General features: G+C 69.0%; 14 protein-coding genes. 6 read left to right on the top strand and 8 right to left on the bottom strand.

What is annotated here, in order from left to right; all coding sequences use genetic code 11:
• Positions 1-147: 147 nt before the first annotated feature.
• Together RAB71_RS18230 and RAB71_RS18235 are read left to right on the top strand one after the other, a co-directional pair.
• Complete coding sequence (locus RAB71_RS18230; protein ID WP_029561800.1) at positions 148-1,296, top strand: efflux RND transporter periplasmic adaptor subunit; 1,149 nt, start codon at positions 148-150, stop codon at positions 1,294-1,296.
• A 15-nt stretch (positions 1,297-1,311) separates the two neighbouring features.
• Entirely contained in the window at positions 1,312-4,431 is a 3,120-nt protein-coding gene (locus RAB71_RS18235; protein WP_010340733.1) for an efflux RND transporter permease subunit, read from the top strand.
• Positions 4,432-4,679: 248 nt separating this feature from the next.
• On the opposite strand, the gene map is transcribed toward RAB71_RS18235, so the two are convergent.
• Both map and RAB71_RS18245 read right to left on the bottom strand, forming a co-directional pair.
• Entirely contained in the window at positions 4,680-5,456 is a 777-nt protein-coding gene (map, locus tag RAB71_RS18240) for a type I methionyl aminopeptidase (protein WP_010340732.1), read from the bottom strand.
• The gene (locus tag RAB71_RS18245; protein ID WP_010340731.1) at positions 5,453-5,665 is read right to left on the bottom strand and encodes a ParD-like family protein; all 213 of its coding nucleotides are present in this window, start codon (positions 5,663-5,665) and stop codon (positions 5,453-5,455) included. Before RAB71_RS18245 ends, map begins: the two co-directional genes overlap by 4 nt.
• A gap of 469 nt (positions 5,666-6,134) precedes the next feature.
• On the opposite strand from RAB71_RS18245, the gene RAB71_RS18250 reads away from it, so the two are divergent.
• From RAB71_RS18250 to RAB71_RS18260, 3 genes are all read left to right on the top strand, one after another.
• The gene (locus RAB71_RS18250) at positions 6,135-7,217 is read left to right on the top strand and encodes a macro domain-containing protein (protein ID WP_234006611.1); all 1,083 of its coding nucleotides are present in this window, start codon (positions 6,135-6,137) and stop codon (positions 7,215-7,217) included.
• Positions 7,218-7,474: 257 nt separating this feature from the next.
• Positions 7,475-8,875 (top strand): 3' terminal RNA ribose 2'-O-methyltransferase Hen1, encoded by a 1,401-nt coding sequence (locus RAB71_RS18255; RefSeq protein WP_010340729.1) that lies wholly within the window; start codon positions 7,475-7,477, stop codon positions 8,873-8,875.
• Positions 8,876-8,892: 17 nt separating this feature from the next.
• Entirely contained in the window at positions 8,893-11,445 is a 2,553-nt protein-coding gene (locus RAB71_RS18260; protein WP_010340728.1) for a polynucleotide kinase-phosphatase, read from the top strand.
• A gap of 126 nt (positions 11,446-11,571) precedes the next feature.
• Here RAB71_RS18260 and RAB71_RS18265 read toward each other — a convergent pair whose 3' ends face one another.
• From RAB71_RS18265 to RAB71_RS18290, 6 genes are all read right to left on the bottom strand, one after another.
• Positions 11,572-12,876, bottom strand: coding sequence for a sorbosone dehydrogenase family protein (locus tag RAB71_RS18265; RefSeq protein ID WP_029561799.1), 1,305 nt, complete (start codon positions 12,874-12,876; stop codon positions 11,572-11,574).
• Positions 12,869-13,312 carry a DUF2231 domain-containing protein gene (locus tag RAB71_RS18270; protein ID WP_010340726.1) on the bottom strand — a complete coding sequence of 148 codons (444 nt, stop codon included), beginning with the start codon at positions 13,310-13,312 and terminating at the stop codon, positions 12,869-12,871. Before RAB71_RS18270 ends, RAB71_RS18265 begins: the two co-directional genes overlap by 8 nt.
• A gap of 184 nt (positions 13,313-13,496) precedes the next feature.
• Positions 13,497-14,666 (bottom strand): LacI family DNA-binding transcriptional regulator, encoded by a 1,170-nt coding sequence (locus RAB71_RS18275; RefSeq protein WP_010340725.1) that lies wholly within the window; start codon positions 14,664-14,666, stop codon positions 13,497-13,499.
• A gap of 75 nt (positions 14,667-14,741) precedes the next feature.
• A complete protein-coding gene (locus RAB71_RS18280) occupies positions 14,742-17,189 on the bottom strand; it encodes a GH92 family glycosyl hydrolase (RefSeq protein WP_010340724.1) in 2,448 nt (815 codons plus the stop codon).
• A 139-nt stretch (positions 17,190-17,328) separates the two neighbouring features.
• Positions 17,329-20,430 carry a TonB-dependent receptor gene (locus RAB71_RS18285; RefSeq protein ID WP_010340723.1) on the bottom strand — a complete coding sequence of 1,034 codons (3,102 nt, stop codon included), beginning with the start codon at positions 20,428-20,430 and terminating at the stop codon, positions 17,329-17,331.
• 297 nt (positions 20,431-20,727) lie between these two features.
• Positions 20,728-24,120, bottom strand: a complete 3,393-nt coding sequence (locus RAB71_RS18290; RefSeq protein WP_029561797.1) for a GH92 family glycosyl hydrolase — start codon at positions 24,118-24,120, stop codon at positions 20,728-20,730.
• A 486-nt stretch (positions 24,121-24,606) separates the two neighbouring features.
• On the opposite strand from RAB71_RS18290, the gene RAB71_RS18295 reads away from it, so the two are divergent.
• Positions 24,607-25,023, top strand: a complete 417-nt coding sequence (locus RAB71_RS18295; protein WP_138985715.1) for a hypothetical protein — start codon at positions 24,607-24,609, stop codon at positions 25,021-25,023.
• Positions 25,024-25,117: the final 94 nt, after the last annotated feature.

The raw sequence follows: 25,117 nt of genomic DNA on the forward strand, positions 1-25,117 counted from the left end.
GGCAGCGAAGGCGCGTCGGCCCGAACGGGCGGATCTCCATCATATCTCCACATCGCATCGAACGCCGCGCAACCCGCGGCCGCGACCATGCGCGGCTTAGGCGTCCGCCGCATCCGCGGCGGCAGCGGCGAGGCACGAAGTATGGGCATGCAGCAACAGGGACGGACTCTGGGACTCGGCGGAGCGCTGGCGTTGGCCCTGGCGGGCTGCGGCGGCGGCGCACAGCCGCAGGTGGTGGCCGCGCCGGTGCAGGTCACCGCGGTGACCCTGCAACCGGCGCCGATGACGGTGAGCGTGGATCTGCCCGGACGCGTGGCCGCGGTGCGCAGCGCGCAGATCCGCCCACAGGTCGGCGGCATCGTGCAGCGCCGCTTCTTCGAGCAGGGCGCCGACGTGCGCCGTGGCGATGCGCTGTTCCAGATCAATCCGGCGCCGTTCAAGGCCGAGATGGACACGGCGGCGGCCGCGCTGCACCGCGCCCAGGCCGCACAGGTGCTGGCCGATGTGCAGCACGCCCGGCTGCAGCGGCTGCTGGAATCCAGCATGGTCAGCCGGCAGATGTACGACGATGCCGCCTCGCAGCGCGCGCAGGCCGCCGCGGCGGTGGCCGAGGCGCAGGCGACGCTGGCACGGCGGCGCCTGGACCTGGCCTTCGCCACCGTCGATGCGCCGATCGCCGGCCGCATCGACCAGGCGCTGCTCACCGAGGGCGCGCTGGTCTCGCCCAGCGACAGCGCGCCGATGGCGGTGATCCAGCAGATCGACCAGGTCTACGTCGACGTGCGCCAGTCCGCCGCCGACCAGGATCCGCTGGACCCGGCCGCGCGCGCGCAGGCCGCCGCCGGCGACGGCCTGCCGGCGCAGATCCTCGACCGTAACGGCACGCCCTCGGGGCTGAGCGGGCGCGTGCTGTTCTCCGGCATCAACGTCGATGCCGGCACCGGCGATGTGCTGCTGCGCATCCTCGTCGACAACCCGCAGCGGCGCCTGTTGCCGGGCATGTACGTGCGGGCGCGGGTGCCGCGTGCGCATTACGCACAGGCGCTGCGCGTGCCGCAGCAGGCGGTTACCCATGTCGGCAGGCGCGCGCAGGTGTGGGTGCTGGACGCCGACGCGCGCGTGCGCAGCGCAACGGTGCAACTGGGTGAGCTGGTGCAGGGCCACTACCGCGTCGTCGCCGGCCTGCAGGCCGGGCAGCGGGTGGTGGTCGAGGGCATCGACCGGCTCAGCGCCGGTGCACGGGTGCATGCACGCGCATGGCAGCCGCCGGCGGTCGCGACCGCGGGCACGGACTGAGCCGGGGACGCCGCCATGCCGCAGTTCTTCATCGAACGCCCGGTCTTCGCCTGGGTGATCGCGCTGTTCATCGTGCTGTTCGGCACGCTGGCCATCGGCCAGTTGCCGGTGGCCCGCTATCCGTCGGTGGCGCCGCCGTCGGTATCGCTGATGGCCGTCTACCCCGGCGCCACGCCACAGACGCTCAACGACTCGGTGGTGAGCCTGATCGAGCGCGAACTGTCCGGGGTCAAGAACCTGCTGTACTTCGAGTCCTCGGTGGACAGCGCCGGCAGCGCGCAGATCACCGCCACCTTCAAGCCCGGCACCGACCCGGAGCTGGCGCAGGTGGACGTGCAGAACCGCCTCAAGGCGGTGGAGCCGCGGCTGCCGCAGGCGGTGCGGCAGAACGGCCTGCAGGTGGAATCGGCCGCCTCCGGCTTCCTGATGCTGGTCGGCCTGACCTCGCCGGACGGCCGCTACGACGAAGTGGCGCTCAACGACTACCTGGCCCGCAACATCGTGCAGGAGCTGCGGCGCATCGACGGCGTTGGCCGCGTGCAGCTGTTCGGTGCCGAGCAGGCCATGCGCGTGTGGGTGGATCCGGACAAGCTGATCGCCTACGGCCTGACCATGACCGAGCTGGCGCAGGCGATCGAGCAGCAGAACGCGCAGATCGCCCCCGGCCGCCTCGGCGACGAGCCGGCCGTGCACGGGCAACGCCTGACCGTGCCGCTGACCGTGGCCGGGCAACTGACCACGCCCGCGCAGTTCGCCGCCATCGTGCTGCGCGCCGACAGCGGCGGCGCACGGGTGACCCTGGGCGACGTGGCGCGGGTGGAACTGGGCGCGCAGTCCTACGGCTTCTCCAACCGCGAGAACGGCGCGGCCGCCACCAGCGCGGCGATCCAGCTTTCGCCCGGTGCCAATGCGCTGCGCACCGCGCAGGCGGTGAAGGCGCGGCTGGCGGAACTGGCCGCGAGCATGCCGGCCGGCATGGCCTACTCGATCCCGTTCGACACCGCCCCATTCGTCAAGCTGTCCATCCAGCAGGTGCTCAAGACCCTGCTCGAGGCGATGGTGCTGGTGTTCCTGGTGATGTACGTGTTTCTGCAGAACGTGCGCTACACGCTGATCCCGGCGATCGTCGCGCCGATCGCGCTGCTCGGCACCTTCGCGGTGATGCTGCTGGCTGGCTTCTCGATCAACGTGCTGACCATGTTCGGCATGGTGCTGGCGATCGGCATCATCGTCGACGACGCCATCGTGGTGGTGGAGAACGTCGAGCGGATCATGGCCAGCGAAGGCCTGCCGCCGCGGCAGGCCACCACCAAGGCGATGCGCGAGATCAGCGGCGCGGTGGTCGGTATCACCCTGGTGCTGACCGCGGTGTTCATCCCCATGGCCTTCGCCAGCGGTTCGGTGGGCGTGATCTACCAGCAGTTCACCCTGGCGATGGCGGTGTCGATCCTGTTCTCCGCGTTCCTGGCACTGACCCTGACGCCTGCGCTGTGCGCCACCCTGTTGCGTCCGGTCGTATCCGGCCATCACACCAGGCGCGGCTTCTTCGGCGCGTTCAACCGTGGCTTCGAGCGCCTGGCTGGCGGCTACGCCGCGCGCGTGACCTGGCTGCTGCGCCGCGGCGGGCGGGTGATGGCGGTGTTCGCGGCGCTGTGCGTGGCGCTGGTCCTGGCGATGCGCGTGCTGCCCTCGGCGTTCCTGCCCGAAGAGGACCAGGGCTACTTCATGACATCGATCCAGTTGCCCACCGGCGCCACCAGCGAGCGCACCCTGGACGTGGTCAAGGCGTTCGAGCGGCACGTCGCCACCCGCCCGGCGTTGGCGTCCAACCTGGTGATCCTGGGTTTCAGCTTCTCCGGCTCGGGCAGCAACGCGGCCATGGCCTTCACCATGCTCAAGGATTGGGACCAGCGCGACGGCGCCAGCGCGCGCGACGAAGCCGAGCGCGCGCAACAGGCGATGGCGACGCTGCCCGAAGGCACAGTGATGAGCCTGCTGCCGCCGGCCATCGACGAACTCGGCACCTCCTCCGGCTTCACCGTGTACCTGCAGGACCGCGGCAACCGCGGCGAGGCGGCGCTGATGGCCGCACAGGCGCAATTGCTGGAGCTGGCCGCGCGCAGCGACGTGGTCAGCGACGTCTATGCCGACGGCCTGCCGCCGGGCAAGAGCATCCAGTTGGACATCGACCGCCAGCAGGCCGAGGCCATGGGCCTGTCGTTCGCCGCGGTCAGCAACACGCTGTCGGCGGCGATGGGCTCGCTGTATGTCAACGATTTCCCCAACACCGGGCGCATGCAGCAGGTGATCCTGCAGGCCGACGCCGCGTCGCGCATGCAGTTGGACGACGTGCTGGACCTGCGCGTGCGCAGCGACAGCGGCGGCATGGTGCCGCTGCGCGAAGTGGTGCGCGCCAGCTGGACCGACGCCCCGCAGCAGTTGATGCGCTTCCAGGGCTTCCCGGCCGTGCGCATCGCCGGCGGCGCCGCACCCGGCGTGTCCAGCGGCGCGGCCATGGCCGAGATGGAACGGCTGGCCGCGCAACTGCCGCCGGGTTTCGCCGTGGCCTGGACCGGGCAATCGCTGCAGGAGCGGCAATCGGCCGCGCAGGCGCCGCTGCTGATGCTGCTGTCGGCGCTGGTGGTGTTCCTGGTGCTGGCGGCGCTGTACGAGAGCTGGTCGATCCCGCTGTCGGTGATGCTGGTGGTGCCGCTGGGCCTGCTCGGCGCGGTGGCCGCGGTCATGCTGCGCGGCCTGCCAAACGACGTGTTCTTCAAGGTCGGCCTGATCACCATCATCGGCCTGTCGGCGAAGAACGCCATCCTCATCGTCGAGTTCGCCCGGCAGCTGCACCGCGATGGCCAGGGCCTGGTGGAGGCCGCGACCAACGCCGCACGCCTGCGCCTGCGCCCGATCCTGATGACCTCGCTGGCCTTCGCCCTGGGCGTGGTGCCGCTGATGCTGGCCAGCGGCGCCAGCGCCGAGACCCAGCACGCCATCGGCACCGGCGTGTTCGGCGGCATGGTCAGCGGCACGGTGCTTGCGATCTTCTTCGTGCCGGCGTTCTTCGTCTGCGTGGTGGGGCTGCAGGAGCGCGTGGCGCGCTGGCGTGCGCGGCGCGGCGGCGGTGCGTAGGCCGAAAGTTAGACGGGCGCTGTCGCTGGCATGGTGGGAGCGGCCTCAGCCGCGACGCGCGAAGTGGCGTGCTTTTCGATGGCGCAATGCGTCGGGACTGAAGTCCCTCCCACAGTGCACCCGACCAGCTCGCCGCAGCCCCGTGTAGGAGCGGCTTCAGCCGCGACGCGACCAAGCACGATACGGAGATCGTCCCCCAGCGTTGCGCAGCATCGCGCGCACCCGCACCACCCTACCGATCGCCGTCCTCACCCCACCCGGCACAACGGCACTTCCCCCGGCCGCAATGTCAGGACCTGCACGCCGCTGGCGGTGACCGCCACGGTGTGCTCGAACTGCGCCGAGAGCTTGCCGTCGCGCGTGTGCACCGGCCATTGCTCCGGCTGCGAGCGGATCGCCGCGCGCCCCTGGTTGAGCATCGGCTCGATGGTGAACACCATGCCCTCACGCAACTCCAGGCCGGTGCCGGCATGCCCGTAGTGCAGGATCTGCGGTTCCTCGTGCATGGCGCGGCCGATGCCGTGGCCGCAATACTCCTTGACCACGGTGTAGCCGTGCGCACGCGCATGCCGCGCAATGGCGTGGCCGATGTCGCCCAGCCGCGCGCCGGGACGCACCGCAGCGATGCCTTTCCACATCGCCTGGTACGCGGCCTGCACCAGGCGCCGTGCCGGATAGGCCACCTCGCCCACCAGGTAAGTGGTACTGGAGTCGGCGATATAGCCGTGCTTCTCCAGGGTGATATCCAGATTGACGATCTGCCCGTTGCGCAGCACCGCGTCGGCCGACGGCACACCGTGGCAGACCACGTCGTCGATGGAGGCATTGAGCACGAACGGGAACCCGTACTGGCCCTTGCTCGCCGGCCGCGCACCCAGCTCGTCCACGATCATCCGCTCTACGAGGTCGTTGAGTTCCAGCGTGCTTCGGCCCAGCAGCGACATCCCGTCCAGCCGCGCGAACACCTGCGCCAACAGGCGCCCGGACTCGGCCAGCCGCGCCAGCTCGTCCGGCTGCTTGATCACGTCCGCCCCGGTGTCACCGCCTGCGGCCGCACCCCCGCCGCACGCAGTTCGCGCGCCACGATGTCCTGGAACGACAGCTCCGGGTTCATCTCGCACAGCATGCCGACCTTGATCCAGAAATTGGCCTGCGCATTGATCGACCGGCTGGTCACCGTGCAGGCGCGGCGCAGTTGGTCGTGCAGGTCGTCATCGATGTTGACGATGCCCATGGTGGCTTCCGCTTGAAGTATATATGTATCGTATACGATTCATGTATGGCGAACAAGCCATCCATCGCACAGTCGGCGCAGAGACTTAGCCGTAGGAGCGGCTTCAGCCGCGACGAGGCATCACCGGTAAACCATCGCGGCTGAAGCCGCTCCTACGGTCGATGATCGCCGCCATCGATGGGAGGACCTGCGTCGGCGCATGCAACCCGCGCCGTGTCTCCGAGTTCGCCAATCTCAAGACATGAGACGCCGCCGCCGCATGCTCGCGCGCTTCCTGCTGCCGCCATGGCCGCCTTTTCGCTGCATGACACTGCTTGCGCACACGCGCTGACGCGTCATCACCGCGGCCGCGTCGGCCTGTCCTGGGCCAGGCCATGCATGTCGCCGCACCGCACATGCAGTGCGACCTGCCCATTGCGGGCGACCGATCAGCACCGCCGCGGGAATTCCTTCATCGATGGATCGCAGCATGTTCAAGGCACGTATCGGCGACCTGTTCACCAGCCACGCCCAGGTCTACGCGAATGCGGTCAATTGCGCCGGCATCATGGGCAAGGGCATCGCGCAGGAATTCAAGCGGCGCTACCCGGCCATGTTCGAAGACTACGCAGCGCGCTGCCGGGAAGGCCGCGTGCGTATCGGCGAACCGTATCTCTATCAGGATGCCAGCGGCCTGCGCATTCTCAACTTCCCCACCAAGCGCCATTGGCGCTCGCCATCGCGGCTGCAGGACATCACAGCGGGACTCGACTACCTCGTAGCGCATCTGCGCGAATGGGACGTGCGCAGCCTCGCCCTGCCGCCGCTGGGCTGCGGCAATGGCGGCCTGGCCTGGAGCGAGGTGGGTCCGCTGATCTACCGCAGACTCGCGCACCTGCCGGTCGAGATCGAGGTCTATGCGCCGTACGGCACGCCGCTGGCGCAGCTCGAGCCCGCCTTCCTGTCGCAGCCTGCGCATGGGTCGGCCGAGGGCACAGGCGCGCGGGTCGCGCCCCAGCCCGGCTGGATCGCGATCATGGAAGTGCTGCGGCGGCTGCAGGCCCGATCGGAGGCGCGGCCGATCGGGCGTACGCTATTCCAGACGCTCTGCTGGGCCATGACCGAACTGGACGTGCCGACCGGGCTGGCGTTCGGCAATGCCGGCCGTGGGCCGCGCCAGGGCGACGTCCGGTCCATCCTGACCGACCTGGCCAACCGCAACTGGCTGCAGGAGCAGCCGCAGGGGCGGACGATGGCACTGCGCGCGTCGCCCCAGTACCTCCGGGAGCACGCCCGGTTCGCAGCGGCGTACGCGCCCTACGATGCCGAGATCGGCAAGGCGGTGGAGCTGTTCGCGCGGATCAGGAACACCGACCACGCCGAGGACATCATGACGGTGTTCCAGGCCGCACGCCGCCTCCAGCTGGCGCATCCCGGGCAGTTGCGCGAGGCCGAGCAGCTTCTTGCCCGTCTGAATGACGCACATGCAATCGAGCCATCGGAACACGCGCAACAGGCGGCGGCAGCGGCGATCGACATGCTGCTGGCACTGGACTGGATTCGCTTGGGCTGAGCGCCGCGCTGCCAAGGCATCGCCATGCCTGGTTCAACGCGGCTCGGAGCAAGGCAGCGTCGCGGCGCGGCGACGGGTGCCGACACCCGCATCCGCGCTCGGCCTGCAGGCGCAGCCGGGGCGCCCGCGGCGCACCCCATGCCCCCCATCACACGCGCCGTGCCGCGCCAGCGGTCGCCCGCCCACCCGCGCACAGTCGCGGCACAGCGGCAGTGGCACCACGTTAGACTCACGGCCTTTCTCACGAAGCCATCACCGTGCTGCTGTCCCTCTCCACCACCACCCAGCCCGCCACCGATCTCGGTTACCTGCTGATCAAGCATCCCGAGCGTGCCCACGAGGTCGACCTGCCGTTCGGTACCGCCCGGGTGTTCTACCCCCAGGCCGACGACACGCGCTGCACCGCGGTGCTGATGCTCGACATCGACCCGGTCGGGCTGGTGCGCGGGCGCGGCGAGGCCGAAGGCAGCCTGTCGCAGTACGTCAACGACCGCCCGTATGTCGCCAGTTCGTTCCTCTCGGTCGCGCTCAAGCGCGTGTTCGGCACCGCCATGGCCGGCACCAGCAAGAGCCGCCAGGCACTGGCGGACACGGCCATTGCGCTGGAAGCAGAGATCCCGGTGCTGCGGTGTCGCGGCAGCGAACAGGTGCTGCATGCCTGGTTCGAGCCGCTTGGCTATACGGTGACGGTCGAGCGCCTGCCGCTGGATCCGCGCTTTCCCGAGTGGGGCGACAGCCCGTACGTCCGCCTGCAGCTCGCCGGAACCGTACGCCTGCAGGACCTGCTGACCCACCTGTACGTGCTGCTGCCGGCCGTCGACGGCGACAAGCACTACTACGTCGGCCACGACGAAATCGACAAGCTGCTCGACAAGGGCGGTACCTGGCTGTCCGCGCACCCGCAACGCGAGGCGATCGTCGGCCGCTACCTGCGCCGCCACAAGCCGTTGGTGCGTGCGGCGCTGGCGCGCCTGCTGGACGATGAAGAGGAGGCGATCGACGCGCAGGAAGAGCGCAAGGAAGCGGCCGAGGACGCGATCGAACGTCCGCTCAGCCTCAACGACCAGCGCATGCAGGCCGTGGTCGAGGCGCTGCGCACCCTCGGCGCGCGGCGGGTGGTCGACCTGGGCTGTGGCGAAGGCCGCCTGCTCGGCCTGTTGCTCAAGGAGCCACAGATCGAGCACCTGCTCGGCATCGACGTGTCGCTGCGCTCGCTGGATCATGCCGCCGATCGGCTGCACCTGGAACGTCTGCCGCCGCTGCAGCGTCAGCGCATCACCCTGGCCCACGGCGCGCTGACATACCGCGATCGGCGCATCGAGGGCTTCGATGCGGCCTGCGCGATCGAGGTGATCGAACACATGGACGCGCCGCGCCTGCCCGCGTTCGAGCGCGCCCTGTTCGGTTTCGGCAGGCCGCCGGCGGTGGTGATCACCACGCCGAACAGCGAGTACAACGTGCGCTTCCCGACCCTGCCCGCCGGGCGTTTCCGCCACCCCGACCACCGCTTCGAGTGGACGCGTGCGGAATTCCGCGCCTGGGCCGACGGCGTGGCGCAGCGCAATGGCTACAGCGTGCGCCATGCCCCCATCGGCCCGGACGATCCGGAGGTCGGCCCGCCGACCCAGATGGCGGTGTTCACCCGCGACGTGGCCTGACCCCTTTCGGCACCCTCATGACGATACGCATTCCCAAGCTCAGCCTGGTTGCCCTGATTGGCCCGTCAGGCAGCGGCAAGTCCACCTTCGCCCGCACCCACTTCCTGCCGACCGAGGTGATCTCTTCCGACGTCTGCCGCGGCCTGGTCGCCGACGATGAGAACGACCAGACCGCCACCGGCGACGCCTTCGAGGTGCTCTACTTCATCGCGCGCAAGCGCCTGGCCGCCGGCCGCCTGACCGTCGTCGACGCGACAAACGTGCGTCCGGAAGACCGCAAGCGCCTGGTCGAACTGGCGCGCGAGTTCCATGTCCTGCCCTGCGCCATCGTGTTCGACCTGCCCGAGCGCGTGTGCCAGGAGCGCAACAGCGCACGCCCGGACCGCAACTTCGGCCCACACGTCATCCGCAACCAGCAGCAGGCGCTGCGCAAGGGCCTGCGCGGTCTGGAGCGCGAGGGCTTCCGCCACGTCAGCGTGCTGCGCTCGGTGGAGGACGTGGCGGCAGCCGCGATCGAACGCATCAAGGTCTGGAACGACCGCCGCGAGGAGCACGGGCCGTTCGACCTGATCGGCGACGTGCACGGTTGCCGCGACGAACTGGTCGCCCTGCTCGGCCGCCTGGGCTACACCGTCGGCGGCACCCGCGAGGCACCCGAGGTCGCCGCGCCGGAAGGACGCAAGGCGGTCTTCGTCGGCGACCTGGTCGACCGCGGCCCGGATTCGCCCGGCGTGCTGCGCCTGGTCATGCACATGGTCGGCAACGGCACCGCGTTGTGCGTACCGGGCAATCACGACGTGAAGCTGCAGCGCAAGCTCGCCGGACGCGACGTGCGCATCAGCCACGGCCTGGCCGAGACGCTGGAGCAACTGCAGGCCGAGCCGGAAGAGTTCAGCCGCGAGGTCGCCGCCTTCATCGACAAGCTGGTCAGCCACTACGTGCTCGACGACGGCAAGCTGGTGGTCGCCCACGCCGGTCTCAAGCAGGAACTGCAGGGCCGTACCTCGCAACGCGTGCGCGAGTTCGCGCTGTACGGGGAGACCACCGGCGAGATCGACGCGTTCGGCCTGCCGGTCCGTTCCGACTGGGCGCGCGACTACCGCGGCCCGGCGATGGTGGTGTACGGCCACACACCGACGCCGGAGCCGGAATGGGTCAACCGCACCATCTGCCTCGACACCGGCTGCGTGTTCGGCGGCAAACTCACCGCGTTGCGCTATCCGGAGAAGGAACTGGTATCGGTCGCGGCCGCGCGCGAGTACTACGCGCCGGTCAAGCCACTGCTTCCGGCAGAGGACACAATCGCCACGGCCACCACGCCGCGTGAGGCCTTGCTGCTCGACCTGGACGATGTGGCCGGCAAGCGTGTGATCGACACCCGCGCCTTCCGCAGCGTCACCATCCGCGAGGAGAACAGCATCGCCGCGCTGGAGGTGATGAGCCGCTTCGCCATCGATCCGCGCTGGCTGGTGTACCTGCCGCCGACCATGGCGCCGCCGGAGACCGCCAAGTCCGGCGACCTGCTCGAACGCCCGCAGGAAGCGCTCGACTTCTATCGCCAGGAAGGCATCGCCACGCTGGTGTGCGAAGAGAAGCACATGGGCTCGCGTGCGGTCGTGGTGCTGTGCCGCGATGCCGGTGTCGCGCAGCGCCGTTTCGGCATCGGCGACGACGGCCGTGGCGTCGTCTACACCCGCACCGGCCGCCGCTTCTTCGGCGAGCGCGAACTGGAAAACGCCCTGCTCGACCGCCTCGACGCGGCACTGCAGCGCACAGGCCTATGGGAGGAACTGAATACCGACTGGATCGTGCTCGATGCGGAACTGCTGCCGTGGTCGGCCAAGGCCCAGGAACTGCTGCGCGAGCAGTACGCACCGACCGGCGCCGCCGCCACCGCGGCGCTTGCCACCGCCCGCACCTGGCTGGACGCGGCCGCCGCGCGTGGCCTCGACGTGCAGTCCTGGCAGCAGCAGGCGCAGGCGCGCCACGGCGACGCCAGCCGCTTCGTCGACGCCTACCGCCGCTACTGCTGGGCAGTGAACGGCCTGGAGGATCTGAAGATCGCGCCGTTCCACGTGCTGGCCTGCGAAGGCGTGGTCGGCCTGGAGCGCGACCACCGCTGGCACCTGGACATCGCCCGTCGCCTGGCCGATGTCGAACCGCTGGTGCGGCTGACACGGCACGTATTCGTCGACTTGGCCGACGAGGCCAGCGTGGCCGACGCCATCGCTTGGTGGGGGGCGCTGACCGCACAGGGCGGCGAAGGCATGGTCATCAAGCCGGTCGAAGGCCTGGCGCGCAGCAAGCGCGGACTGGTGCAACCGGCGATCAAGTGCCGCAGCCGCGAGTATCTGCGCATCATCTACGGGCCCGAATACACCGAACCACAGAACCTCGATCGACTACGCCAGCGTGGTCTGCGCACCAAGCAGTCGCTCGCCATCCGCGAGTTCGCGCTGGGCCTGGAAGCGTTGCAGCGTTTCGTCGCGCAGGAACCGCTCTACCGCGTGCACGAATGCGTGTTCGGCGTGCTGGCGCTGGAAAGCGAGCCGGTGGACGTGCGGCTGTAATCCCCATGTCCGTGCTGTTCCGCCATCCAGCCGCGCCCCCGGGCGATCCACATACCGCACCGCGGCGAGGCGGCATCGCGTACAGACGACGCCACCACATACCGATGGTTGGCGTCGTGCGACCGGTCAGAAGCGCACGCGCCAGACGCTGTTGCCGACATCGTCGGCGATCAGCAGCGCGCCGTCCTTGTCCTGCGCCAGGCCGACCGGGGCGCCGAACAGCTGCGACTCGTCCTGCGAGTGGAAGCCGCTGACCACGGTCTGCGGCGGGCCGACCGGCCGGCCCTGCTGGAACGGCACGTACACCACCTGGTAGCCGCTGAGCGGCGAGCGGTTCCAGCTGCCGTGCTCGGCCACGAACGCACCCTCGCGGTACTTCGCGGGCAGCGTATCGCCGCGGGAGAACCACAGGCCGAGCGCGGCCACATGCGAGCCCAGCGCGTAATCCGGCTTGATCGCCTTGGCCACCAGGTCCGGGCGCTGATCCTTGACCCGCACATCCACGTTCTGCCCGTAGTAGCTGTACGGCCAGCCGTAGAAGCCGCCGTCCTGCACCGAGGTCAGGTAGTCGGGCACCAGGTCGGCGCCGATCTCGTCGCGCTCGTTGGCGATCGCCCACAGCTTGCCGGTGCGCGGCTCCCACTGCAGCCCGGTCGGATTGCGGATGCCCGAGGCGAAGATGCGGCTGCTGGCCGAGGCCACGTCCACTTCCAGGACGGCGGCGCGGCGGTATTCCACATCCAGCCCGTTTTCGCCGATGTTGCTGTTGGAGCCGACGCCGACGTACAGCTTGCGCCCGTCGGGGCTGGCCAGCAGCGCCTTGGTCCAATGGTGCTCGATCGTGCCGGGGAGATCGGCGAACAGCGTGCCGGGTGCGGTGATCTCGGTCTGGCCGGCGACGTAGGGGAACTTCATGATGTTGTCGGTGTTGGCGACATACAGCGCATCGCCGATCAGCTGCACCCCGAACGGCGAATGCAGCCCCTTCAGGAACGCATGCTGCTCCCACCTACCGTCCGCGGTCCTGCGCAGCAGGGTGATGCGGTTGCCGCCCTTGGCACTCTTGCCGGAGCGGCTCTGCACCAGCCCCGCGATCAGTTGCTTGGGCGTGGTGACGGGCTCCATCCCCGGCGAATTGGCCTCCACCACCAGCACGTCGTCGTTGGGCAGCACGTACAGCTGGCGCGGATGTTTCAGGCCGCCGGCGATCTTCTCGATCTTCAGGCCCGCTGCCACGGTGGGCGCCTGCCCCTCCTTCCAGCCCACACCCTCGGGAACCTGCATCGGCGGCAGCAGGAAGTTGCGCGGCTGCGGCAACGGCGGCGCGTTGCCCGCCTGCTGGGTGGGCTCGAGCGCGGCCTTGCCGCCGCAGGCAGCCAGGGCCATGGCGCAACTCAGCGCGAAAACGGACAGGCTCAGGCGCTTAGCCATGGACGTAACCCTCGCGCGACGTGGTGTGGATGGCGATGAGCACATGCCCGATCGCCAACAGCGCGACCGTGACGATCGAAAGCCAGAGCCCGGTCGGGACTACCGCATACGCGTCGCGGCTATGCACGAAGGAATTGAAGATGGCCGCGACGATGGCGAGCAGGTTCAGCCAGAAGTCGAGCCGTTCCACCGGCAGCACCGAGCGCCGCGCGGTGATCCAGACCTGCACCAGGTTGATCAGGCGCGGCACGATGGCGATGACCAGGCCGATCGCGATCAGCCAGGCCGCCGCCTTGGTCCACAGGATCACGCCGCTGCGGGCATAGACGATGTCGAAGATCAGCGCGGCGACGAAGCAGCCGAACGGAATGGGATTGAGCAGGCCGTAGAAGGCGTTGGCCACCACGGAACGGCGCGGTGCAGTCTGCAGATGCATGAGACGGCTCTCGACGAAAGGAAGAAGGGGGCGAAGCGCTCGCTCAGCACGAACCCGCGGGACGCGCCGCTGTGAGGGTGCAACCCACTATCTGCCCGCCTCTGTCTAGAGAGCGTCGCGATGGCACTGCGCGCGCCGAGTGCCATCGCACATCGTCGCGGCGGGCGCCGCCGCGTTCGCCGCGCTAGGTGCGCGTGCGCGCGACCGGCGCGCCGCTGCTCTCGCGCACCGACAGGTGCACCGGCACGATCGTCCTGCGCGGCGGTACGGCCGCGTCCAGCCGCTCCAGCACCAGCTGCGCCGCCTGGCGGCCACGGGCGCGTGGTTGCGCGGCGAGCGTGGTCAGCGCGGGCGTGCTCACCGCAGCCTCCGGGATGTCGTCGAAGCCGGTGATCGCGAAGTCCTTGCCCGGACGGATGCCGCGCGCGAGCAGGCCCAGCATCAGGCCCAGCGCGACGGTGTCGTTGTAGCAGACCGCTGCCGTGGGCGGTGCGTCGTGGGCGAACAGTTCGCCGTGGCGCGCCGCCGCGTCCAGGCGATTGGGCGCGGACTCGATCAGCCAGGTCGGGTCGACCGGCAGCCTGGCCTGCCGCATCGCCTGCGCGTGGCCGGCGCGACGCTGCCGGCAAGAACTGGAATCGGCATGGCCGCCGTAGAAGGCGATGCGGCGGTGGCCGAGCGCGATCAGGTGCTCGGTGGCCAGTTGCGCGCCGCGCTGGTTGTCCAGGCCGAGGAAGCCCCAGTCGTCTGCGCCGGCAAGCTCGCGATTGAACAGCAGCACGTTCGCGCGTGCGTCCAGCACCGTGTGCAGTTCGGCGGCGTCACTGCCCTCGGCCGGCGACAGAATCACGCCGGCGGGCGTGTGCTCCATCAGCGAGCCCAGCACCGCCTGCTGCCGCGCGGGCGATTCGCCGGTGCTGCCGAGCAGGGTCACGTAGCCCTGCTCGCCCAGCGCCTCGTCCACGCCGGCGGCGAACTCGGCGAAGAACGGATTGGCCAGGTCGTTGATGACCAAGGCCACGCAGGTCGAGGTGCGCCGGCGCAGATTGGCGGCGCCGCGGTTGTAGACGTAGCGTTGCCGCTTCAGCTCCGCTTCCACGCGCGCACGGGTGTCGGCATGCACCAGCGGACTGCCGCGCAGCACCAGCGACACGGTCGCGCGCGAGACACCGACCGCATCGGCGATATCGGTGACGGTCACCACCCGCTGGCGGTCGCGTGCGGCGGCGGCCGGTGCGCTCTTCGTGGCCTTTGCGGCCGGCTTCGTCGCGCCCGGTGCCGCCTTGCGCGAGACGGTCTTGGCGGCCTTGGCACCGCCTGCGGATGCAGTTCGGGATGGACGCTTCTGGCGCATCGGATCGATTCCTTTCGGACGAGACGCGCAGCCTAAACCATCGGCTGCGCGTCGCTGCCGCGCGACGGCATGGACTCAGCGCCAGCCCAGGCTGGCGGTGGGGGTGGCCGGCGCCGCGCACGGCGACACCGGCAGGTCCTGCGGCTGCGTGCCCCAGCCCTGCGGCTGCGGCGCGTCGCGCAGGTCGAAGCGCAGACGCACGCCCTGGCGCAACTGCGCCCAGTCCAGCCACACGGGCGCGTGCGCGCGGCCATCCAGCGACACGCCACCGACGTAGCGCAGCTTGCCATCACCGGCCTGCGGCGCATCAATGCGCAGCGTGCGGCCCGGCCCCACGTCCAGTTCGATGCGCGAGAAGCGCGGCGCATGCAGCAGGAACTGCCCGGTGCCGGGCACCGCCGGGTACAGGCCGATCACGCTGAAGAGGTACCACGCCGACATCGTGCCCAGGTCGTCATTGCCGGTCACGCCGTTGGGCGCGTTGGTGAACAGCGTCTGCGCCGCATGCAGCACGGTGCTGGTCTTCCACGGCTGGCCGATCAGCGTGTACATCCACGGCGCATGCAGGTCCGGCTCGTTGTTGGGGTTGTAGCGGAACTGGCTGTAGTAGCTGTACGGCCCCATCACCCATTCCTTGCGCGCCGCGCCGGCCGGGTCGGCCAGCAGCGCGTCGTAGGCGAAGAAGGTATCCAGGCGCCGCGCGGTCTGCTCCGGCCCGTGCATCGCCTCCACCAGGCCCGGCACGTCCTGCTGCACCAGCCACTGGTACTGCCAGGCCGTGCCCTCGTGGAAGCCGTGCTGCGAGCGCGGGTCGTAATGCCCGTCCGGCGGCGTGTACCACGCCCCGTCCTCGGTGCGCGGCCGCGGGAAGCCGGTGAAGCCGGTCTGCGTATCGCGCACCGACGGATCCCAGATCGAACGCCAGTTGCGCCCGCGGCGGTTCAGCACCGCCGCGTCCTCGGCATGCCCCAGCGCACCGGCCATGGTCGACAGCGCGCAATCGGCCAGTGCGTACTCCAGCGTGGCCGAGCCGCCGTGGTGCGGGTCGACATCCATGCCCTTGGACGGGAACGCGCGGTCGTACTGCACGAAGCCCTGCGCCAGGTAGTTGGCATTACCGGAACGCCCGGCGTGGCGCGAATTCAACGGCGGCATCTCGAACGCATTGCGGCGCAGAGCGGTATAGGCCTCGGCCTCGCGCCCCTGCAGCGCGCCGAAGCGCCACAGATCGACCAGGAACGGCGTGACCGGATCGCCGGTCATCACGTTGGTCTCGAAGTTGGCATAGCCCCAGCGCGGCAGCCAGCCACCTTGTGCATTGATCGCCAGGATCGAGCGGCCGATGTCGGCGGCGCGCTGCGGCCGCAGCAACGCCAGCAACTGGTTCTGCGCGCGATAGGTGTCCCACAGCGAGAAGAACTCGTGATAGGTCCAGCCGTCGGCGTGGTGGATGCCGTCGTCGTAGCCGCGGTAACGGCCATCGGCGTCGCTGCCGGTCAGCGGCTGCAGCAGCGCGTGATACAGCGCGGTGTAGAACACCACGCGGTCGTCGCCGCTGGCGCCCTGCACGCGCACGCTGGCCAGTTCCTTGTCCCAGGCCTGCTGCGCGCGGGCGCGCATCGCATCGAAGCCGAGCAGGCGGCCATTGGCCATGCCTTCGCGGCGCAGGTTGTTGCGCGCGCCCTCGGCGTCCACGTGCGAGATCGCCGAGATGGCGGTCACCGCGCGGCCCTTGCTCAGGTCGAAGGTGAGCCATGCGCCGCTGGGCTTGCCCTCGCCCTCCATGCCATGGCGCGAGCCCGGCACGCCGCCGGCCTCGCCCCAGGTGCCGAACGCCTTGAACGGGCGATCGAACTCCAGGCGGAACCAGGTGGTGTACTGGTGGCCGCCGCAGAAACTCTGCGTCACCAGCTTGCCTTCCACGACGCGGTCGCCGACCACGGTCAGGGTGCTACCCGTGACCGTGTGGCGGGCGTTGGCCTGGCCGATATTGACCAGCACGTGGCCCTCCCCCGAGGTGCTGAAGGTGTAGCGCTCGGCCGCGGCGCGGGTCAGCGCGGTGGCTTCGGCATCGATGCCGCCGTAATCGGTCAGCCGCACCTTGTAGTAGCCGGCCTGGCCGCGCTCGCCGTCGTGCTGGTAGTGCGCGCCATAGCGGGTGTGGTCGAACGCCTTCGGGTCGCCCGTATCGAACGCGCCGCCGGGACCGATACGCCCGGTCACCGGCAGCACCGAGACCTGGCCGCCCTGCTCCCAGCAGCCAGCACCGGACAGGAAGGAATGGCCGAAGCCGCGGATCTGCGGATCGTCGTAGCGCCAGCCGGCGTAGTGCGCGCCGATCGGGCTGACCTGGATCATCCCGAACGGGGCGGACGCACCGGGGAAGGTGTTGCCGTCGTCCTTGCTGCCGATGAAGGTGTTGACCTCGGCACTGAGCCGCGGCGCGGCGGCCAGTGCCGGCGTCACCAGCAGCAAGGACAGGGCGAGCGTGCGCAGCAGGGAAGGCAACGGGGAACGCGTCATGCGATGGGTCCTGTGGTGATCGACCGCGACCGGCGCGACGGCGCGGTCGTGGACGGCGAAAACGGTGGCCCGGCCATCGCCGGGCCGTCGCGCCCATGCCGTCCGCCGCGCGGCAGGCATGGGCACGACACGCGCTAGCTTAGAACTTGTAGGTCAGCCCCAGGTACGCCAGCCGCCCGGCGTAGCCGCCGGTGTAGAAGCGCGCCCGGGTGTCGTCACCCAGATGCTGGCGCGACTCCTGCTTGGTCAGGTTGAGCACCGACGCGGTGAGGCTGAGCGCCGGGGTGATGTTGTACGCCGCGTTGAGATCGATCTGGTAGTACGGCTCCTCGTACACGTTCAAGCCGTTGACCAGGCCCTGCACCAGTTCGCCGCGACGGTTGTACGAGGCGCGCAGCAGCAGCCGGTCGGTCTCGTAGAACACGGTGAGGTTGGTCTGGTTCTTGGCGCTGCCCGGCATCGAGGTCTTGCCGACCTCGGTGCCGTCCTCCAGCCGCACCGCGGCCTTGCTGGCATCGTTGTAGGTGTAGTTGAACTGCACGCCGAGGCCGGACGGCAACGTGTGCTGCGCGTACAGTTCCACGCCCTGCGAGACCGCGTCCTGGCCGCCGGCCTTGGTGCTGTAGTTCTGCACCGTGACCGTCTGGCCGTTGATCAGCATGTTGACGTCGCTGATCACATCGACCGAGAAGTTCTCCACGTTCTTGCGGAACAGCCCCACGCCCGCCACCGAGCCCGGCTGGAAGTACCACTCCAGCCCGAGGTCGAACTGGTTGGCCTTGTACGGCTCCAGCTTCTTGTTGCTGCCCGAGCCGTACCAGCCCTGCTCGCTGGCGCCGCCGGTCAGGCGCCGGTCGGCCACGTATTCGGGGCTGTAGTACTCCAGGCTGCCGGGCGCGGCGATGGCGTTGTAGCTGGGCCGCGCGATCACCTTCGACGCCGCCGCGCGCAGCAGCAGGTTCTCGGTCAGGTCGTAGGCCAGGTTGAAGCTCGGCAGCACGTCGGTGTACTTGCGGTCCAGCGCACTGACCACGAACGACTCGGTGCGCTGCTGGGTGTCGGACAGCCGCCAGTAGCCTTCGGTACCGCAGTAGGTATCGGCCGGCGCGCCCGCAGGCATGGCCGCGCCCTGCTGGCAGGCCAGCGGATTGCCGTCGGCACCATCGAAGAAGTAGTCGTTGTAGGCGGTCACCTTGTCGGTGGAATCGGCATGCTGACCGGTGCGCGCCACCCGCACGCCGACGTTGCCGCGCAGGCGCTCGGTGTGGAAGTTGAGCTGCAGGTAGGTCGAGTAGATCTTCTCGTCGACGTTGTAGACGAAGTTGTCTTCGTTGCGGGTCTGCATCGCGCCGTAAGTCTGGTTCAAGTAGCCGATGTAGCCGGGGAAGTTGATCGCCGGGAACGCACTGGAGTTGACCCCGCCGGCCAGGTTGTCCAGCGAGAACAGCAGGTCCGGCGAGAACTGCGTGGCCAGGGCGTTGCAGCGCCCGTTCCAGTAGCGGTTGTTGTAGTCGCTCGGGTCGGTGCCCGGGCACACCCAGTAGTTGTTGCCGGTATTGCGGTGGATGCCGCCGTCGCGGCGCTTGAGGCCGAACTGCAGCGAGTCGAAGAACTCGCCGTCGATATGCCAGGTGGTATCGATCTGCGCGTATTGCTGCTGGTTGGTGTTGCGGGTCCAGGACGAGCCGGTCGAGCCCAGGTCGACCTGCAGGATGCCGTCGCGCAGGTTCTGCATCAGCTCCGGCGAGAAGGTCATGGTCGGCGTTCCAGTCAGGTCCCAGGCGCTGGCGAAGTTGCCGTTGGTCCAACTGCCGTCGGCGTTCTGGCGGCGCGGCTTGATCGGCAGCGAGAACTGCAGTTCCGGCCCGCCCTTGGCCCAGGTGCGGCCGGCCTTGAACGACACGTCCACCTTCTCGCCGCGCCACTCGCCGCCCAGGTCCACCGTCTGCGACAGCGACTTCTCGATGTTGTAGCTGCCGGTGATCTGCGGCGTGGGCACCGTGCAGTCGTCCGAGCCCCAACCGCCCGGCGGCAGGCCGGCGGCAGCGGCCTGCGCCTCGCTGCAGTAGTAGGCCTTGCCCGGATGCAGACTGTAGTTGGCGCCGGTGACGATGGTGCCGCTGGGGTCGAACTGCAGCCCGTCGAGCAGGCGGCCGCCGCGCCAGTTGCCGTCGCCGTAGTAGCGGGCGATGTTCCACTCGGGAATCTTGACCGTATTGGTCTGCGAGTTCTGCGACAGGTCGAAGCGGAAGTAGTTCGCGGTCAGGGTGAGATCGTCGGTGGGCTTGAACTGGAAGGTCAGCTGGCCGCCCTTGCGCTCGCGCTCCTCCTGCTTGACGTCCAGGCTGACGGCCGTGGGCATCATGAAGCGGGTGTAGTATTTGCCGTTCTGGTCCCAGAAGCCGGTGCCGCCCCACCAGTTGGCGTTGAAGTCAGACGGATTGCCGTTGACGTCGACCGCCGGACCGCCTTCGTCGCGGCCGTACCACTGCCAGCTCTCGGTGCTGGCGTTAAGCGTGCGCGCGGTGCGTTTCTGCTGCGTGTAGCCGACGAACACGCCGAAGCGGTTGTCCTGGTCGTGCCACGAGTACGAGCCGGAGAACTGGCCGTCGGTCTTCTTGCTGCTGTCCGACCACACGCCTTCGGCAGACAGGAAGCCCGAATTGGGCTCCAGCTCCAGCGGGCGCCGCGTCTGCAGGATCACGGTGCCACCGATGCCGCCTTCGTCGATGCGCGCTTCCGGCGTCTTGTACAGCTCGGCGCTGCCGAGCAGGTTCGACGGCAGCAGCGTGTAGTTGAACGAGCGCGTCGGGTCGCCGTTGGACTCGGCGGTGGCGATGTAGTTGCCGTTCAATTCGGTCAGCACCAGCTCCGAGGACAGGCCGCGCACGCTGACGTTCTTGCCCTCACCACCGTCGCGGGTGATGACCACGCCGGGCACACGCTGCAGCGCATCGGCCACGTTCTTGTCGGGGAACTTACCCACGTCCTCGGCGGTGATCACATCGACCACGGCGTTGGCGTTGCGCTTCTGCTCCAGGCTCTTCTCGATCGCGTAGCGGTAGCCGGTCACCGTCACCGCGTCCAGGTCGGTGGCCTTGACCTCGGCCTGCCCCGTGGGGGCCGGCGTGCCGTCGGCCTGCTGGGCGAAGGCGGTGGTGGAGGCAGCGCTGGCGAGCAGCGCGATGGCGATACCCGCAGACAAGGCGCTGCGGTGGCGTGCATGTGGCTTGCAATTCATGTCAATCATCCTCTCCCAAAGATTGATCGGCTTGCGGCACGCATGGGTCCCGCTCGATCCAGACCGAGCGAACATGCGTGCGTCGTTTTAGTGAAAACATCCGGCGCCATCGCGGCATGCCGGTCGTGCGGCCCCTCCCCTCGCGACGACCCCGTTTAATTGGATCGTTCTAATCCGTTGGAAAACTAAGTATCACAGCGCCTCGCGCAGCGCATGCTGCCGCGCAACAGCGCTAATGCATTCGACGAGTGCTGCAGTGAGCGATACGTGGTGCGCAGGCGCGGCGCTGTCGCGTGTTCATGGCATGGCCTGCCGTGTCACCGGCTGCAGCAGCTCGATCTCGCCCAGCGCCGCGCCTTCGCCCGCGTCCAGGCGCAGGCGGTACGCGCTGTACGCACCTGGCGTGGCGATGCGGAACGGCCGCAGCTGTCGCGGCCAAGTGAATGCTTGCGTGCGCCGCTGGTCCAGCGTGGTCCACGCGCCATCGCCGTTGCGCCCTTCCAGCGTCCACGCCAGGCCGGACACCGCGGCATCGCCGCTGGTCAGCGTGTAGTACGTGGCATGCATCGGCGTGTCGAAGCGCAGGTCCACACTGCGCCCGGCCGGCAGCGACAGCGCCGTGGTCGCATCGTCGTCGATCAAGACCGTGGCCTTGGGTTGTCCTTGCAACGACACCGCCACGGCCTGCGACGCCACATCCTCCAGCCCGCGCGGCGCACTGCCCGGCGGCGTCAGCGACGGCGGCAGCGCGTCGGCACCACTGCCCCAGCGCGAGGGCGTCGCACCCATCACGAACTCCAGGGTGGCGCCGTCGGCGATGTCCTGGTGGCGCAGCCAGGCCTTTTTCCACGGCTTGCCGTTGAGCGTGAGCGACTGCACGTACACGTTGCGCGCACTGTTGTTGCGCGCGATCACCACCAGCTTGCGACCGTTGCCGAGATCGACCTCGGCGCGCGGGAACGCCGGCGAGCCGATCACGTACTCCGGCGCGCCCATCCGCAGCGGATACAGCCCGAGCATGGCGAACAGGTACCACGCCGACATCTCGCCGTTGTCCTCGTCGCCCGGATAGCCCTGGCCGATCTCGCTGCCCAGGTACAGCCGACGCAGCACCTCGCGGGTGAGGCGCTGGGTCTTCCACGGCTGCCCCGCCGGCACGTACATCCACGGCAGGTGGTGCGAGGGCTGGTTGCTGTGCGCGTACATGCCCATGCGCACGTCGCGTGCCTCGGTCATCTCGTGGATGACGCCGCGGTAGCTGCCAGCAAAGCGCTTGTCCGCGGTCTCGGCCTTGGCGAAGAGCTCGTCCAAGCGCGCGGCCATGGCGTCCTCGCCGCCCAGCAGCGTGGCCAGGCCGGTGGCGTCGTGCGGCGTGGTGAAGGCGAAGGTCCAGGCATTGGCCTCGGTGTAGTCGCCGCCCCACACGCGCGGATCGAACTTGGACGCAGGGGTGCTCCACTGGCCGGCCGGCGTGCGCCCACGGAAGAAGCGCGTAGCGGGATCGAACAGATACACGTAGTCGGTGGCGCGCGCCTGGAAATACTCGGCTTCCTCGCGGTAGCGCTGCGCCTGCTGCGGTTCCTGTTCCCCTTCCGCCAGCGCCTGCGCCATCTGTGCCAGGCCGAAATCGTTGAGCGCGCCCTCCAGCGTCCACGACAGCCCCTCGTGCACGTCGTTGGCCGCGTAGCCGCGGTACATCGAACGGGCCAGGCCCTTGCGGCCGACATTAGACACCGGCGGCACCACCGTGGCATTGCGCAGCGCAGCAGTGTAGGCCTCGTGCGGATCGAACCCGCGCACGCCCTTCAGCCAGGCATCGGCAAAGGCCACGTCGGAACTGGTGCCGACCATCAGGTCCGCATAGCCCGGCGAGGACCAGCGTGCCACCCAGCCACCGTCGCGGTACTGCTGCAGGAAGCCATCGATCATCGCCCCGGCCTGTTCCGGCGCGAACAAGGCATACGCCGGCCAACTGGTGCGGAAGGTGTCCCAGAAGCCGTTGTTGACGTAGACCTTGCCCGGCACGATCGGCGCCGCGGTGCGCTCGGCATCGCCTCCCGTGTTGTCCTTGGACCAGCTGTTCTGGTCGGCATGCCGCCAATCCGGATGCGCCGCGTCGCCGACGTTCTCGTGGGCGATGTTGGGGTACAGGAACAGCCGGTACAGGTTGGAGTACACCGTGACCCGCTGGTCATGGCTGGCGCCTTGCACCTGCACACGGCCCAGCAGCGCGTCCCAGGCATCCTGCGCACGCGACTGCACCGCCTCGAACCCGGCGTCGCCGATCTCCTGCTGCAGATTGCGCTGCGCCTGCTCCACCGAGATCAGCGAGGTCGCGATGCGCATCACCACCGTGCGATCCGCGCCCGGCGCGAACTTCACGTAGCCGGTCGGCCGCCCCGTGGCGATCCTGCCGCTGGCGGTCCACGGACGGTCGAAGCGCGCATACACGAACAGGCGCGTGGCGCCGTTGGACAGGCCGCTGCGCGTGTCGGAGTAGCCACGCAGCGTCTGCGTCGCCGCGTCCAGGGTCAGCCCGCCGCGCGCGTCGACATTGTCGAACAGCAGGTTGGCATCGCCACCCTCGGGAAAGCGGAAGCGGAAGATCGCCGCCCGCTCGCTCGGCGCCAGCTCCGCGCGGATGCCGTTGTCGAAATCCACCCGGTACAGATGCGGGCGCGCCTCCTCGTGGTCGTGGCTGAACGACAACGCGCGCTTGGTGCGATCCGCCTCCGGCACCCCGCGCGTGGACGAGGGCATCACCTGGAAGGTCTGGCGATCGCCCATCCACGGGCTGGGCTCGTGGCTGATCGACAGGGCCTGCAGCCGCGGCCGGTTGTCGTCGCCGTTCTGCTCGTTCCAGCGGTACAGCCAGCTCAGCGTCCCCGCATCGGTCGCCGGCACCCAGAAGTTGAAGCCATGCGGCATTGCCGTGGCCGGGATGTTGTTGCCGCGCGAGAACGTGCCGTTGGACTGCGTCCCGCGCGTGGTCACCACCTCGTCGCTGGGACGCCGCGCCGCCTGCGGCGCGGGTTCACGGCGCACCGCGACATCGTCGATCCAGCCCGACGCCACCTTGCCGGACCCCGGCTGTACCTGCAGCTCGATCGCGCGGATGCGCTTGCCGCGCAACGCCGCAACCTCGCCCAGCCGCACCTGTTTGAGCGCCCACTGCTGCGGATACAGCGTCTTCGACGCCGCCTGCCCCGCCGCACTGACCAACGCACCATGCTGATCCTCCACGCCCAGGTCGGATAAGCGGCGCCCATCGTCGAACAGCAGATCCACCGCCACGCCGGTCGACGCCACCGTCTCGCCGTCGACGATCTCCGGCAGCACCATCCACGACAGCACCGTGTCCGGCTCCACCGGCAGATCCACCGCAAACAGTTGTGCGCGCCCGGCCGCATTGGCGCGATAGTGCAGCGCATGCAGCCCGGTGTAACCCATGCCGGCCTTAACCGCGTAGGGCTGTTCGGGGCCGTTGCCGATGGCGACGCTCACGCCTGCTGTGCCGGACTGCGCCGCCGAAGCTGGCGCAGGTTCGCCCCGCTCGAACGAAGACGCAAAATCGGCATCGGCCGCGCGTGCCGCGCCAGTTCCCGCGCACAGCAACGCCGAGGCAACGAGCGACGCCACCCACCCGCAAGACGATTCAGACAGGTGCGCAAAGCGCGGATGGATTGGCATGGCAGGCTTCCCAACTCTCTCGGTCGGTTGTGCCGCGACGCGTGGCGTCACGCACTTCCGGTGGCAACGGCGCACAGCGAAGGCGCGCAACGTGGACCGGATCGACCCGGGGGATTGCCGCTTGAGTCGGCATCCAGCACAGCTTCACGACCGCAGATGCATGCGGACTGGAGAGCAGGCGTCAACAAACTCGTCGCACGCGATCCCTACCCACCGTCTCCCCCAAGGATGCGCATCAACGGCTTTGGATCGATCCAACACGGCTAGATGTAACACGCCTGTTATGGGGTTGCATGCTGCTGCGCAACAGTTCGTCTGCGATGGACACGCGCTCTGGCGCCACTGCGCCACGTTGAATGCGAAGAAGATTGACGCTGAACCGTCCCGCGACGAGGAGCGATGGGAGACGGCAGAGCAATCTGCCTGACCGTCTTCAACCGCTACACTGGCAAGCGCTGGATCGCTCACACACTCAGGGGGTTTCAAATGAAGATGACCACACTCGCACTTTTGGCTGGACTTCTGGCAACGTCGAGCGCACTTGCCGACACAACACGCTGCTCGACGGACTCGTACGGCAACACAACGTGCCGCGGCGACGACGGAAGCGTGACGCGCACCAGCAAAGATTCCTACGGCAATACCACAACCCGTGACGACCAGGGCAACGTGATTCGCTGCTCTTCGGATTCGTACGGCAACAAAACCTGCCGCGGCGACGACGGAAGCGTGACGCGCAGCAGCACAGACTCCTACGGCAATACCACGACCCGTGACGACCGGGGCAACACAGTTCGCTGCTCCACGGACTCCTACGGCAACAAGACCTGCCGCGGCGACGACGGAAGCGTGACGCGCAGCAGCACGGACTCCTACGGCAATACCACGACCCGTAGCGACTAGGGCAATGTGGTTCGCGGCGCGACGGACTTCTTCGGCAGCACGATGCGTCGCGACGACAAGGGCAACGCGTCGCGCTGCAGCACCATCAGCTTTG

It is taken from the genome of Xanthomonas sacchari, assembly GCF_040529065.1.
GTDB lineage: Bacteria > Pseudomonadota > Gammaproteobacteria > Xanthomonadales > Xanthomonadaceae > Xanthomonas_A > Xanthomonas_A sacchari.

Coding starts and splice junctions, on each gene's coding strand:
- RAB71_RS18230 (WP_029561800.1), top strand. CDS start 148: ATGCAGCAACAGGGACGGACTCTGGGACTCGGCGGAGCGCTGGCGTTG.
- RAB71_RS18235 (WP_010340733.1), top strand. CDS start 1,312: ATGCCGCAGTTCTTCATCGAACGCCCGGTCTTCGCCTGGGTGATCGCG.
- RAB71_RS18245 (WP_010340731.1), bottom strand. CDS start 5,665: ATGGGCATCGTCAACATCGATGACGACCTGCACGACCAACTGCGCCGC.
- RAB71_RS18250 (WP_234006611.1), top strand. CDS start 6,135: ATGTTCAAGGCACGTATCGGCGACCTGTTCACCAGCCACGCCCAGGTC.
- RAB71_RS18260 (WP_010340728.1), top strand. CDS start 8,893: ATGACGATACGCATTCCCAAGCTCAGCCTGGTTGCCCTGATTGGCCCG.
- RAB71_RS18265 (WP_029561799.1), bottom strand. CDS start 12,876: ATGGCTAAGCGCCTGAGCCTGTCCGTTTTCGCGCTGAGTTGCGCCATG.
- RAB71_RS18270 (WP_010340726.1), bottom strand. CDS start 13,312: ATGCATCTGCAGACTGCACCGCGCCGTTCCGTGGTGGCCAACGCCTTC.
- RAB71_RS18275 (WP_010340725.1), bottom strand. CDS start 14,666: ATGCGCCAGAAGCGTCCATCCCGAACTGCATCCGCAGGCGGTGCCAAG.
- RAB71_RS18280 (WP_010340724.1), bottom strand. CDS start 17,189: ATGACGCGTTCCCCGTTGCCTTCCCTGCTGCGCACGCTCGCCCTGTCC.
- RAB71_RS18285 (WP_010340723.1), bottom strand. CDS start 20,430: ATGAATTGCAAGCCACATGCACGCCACCGCAGCGCCTTGTCTGCGGGT.
- RAB71_RS18290 (WP_029561797.1), bottom strand. CDS start 24,120: ATGCCAATCCATCCGCGCTTTGCGCACCTGTCTGAATCGTCTTGCGGG.
- RAB71_RS18295 (WP_138985715.1), top strand. CDS start 24,607: ATGAAGATGACCACACTCGCACTTTTGGCTGGACTTCTGGCAACGTCG.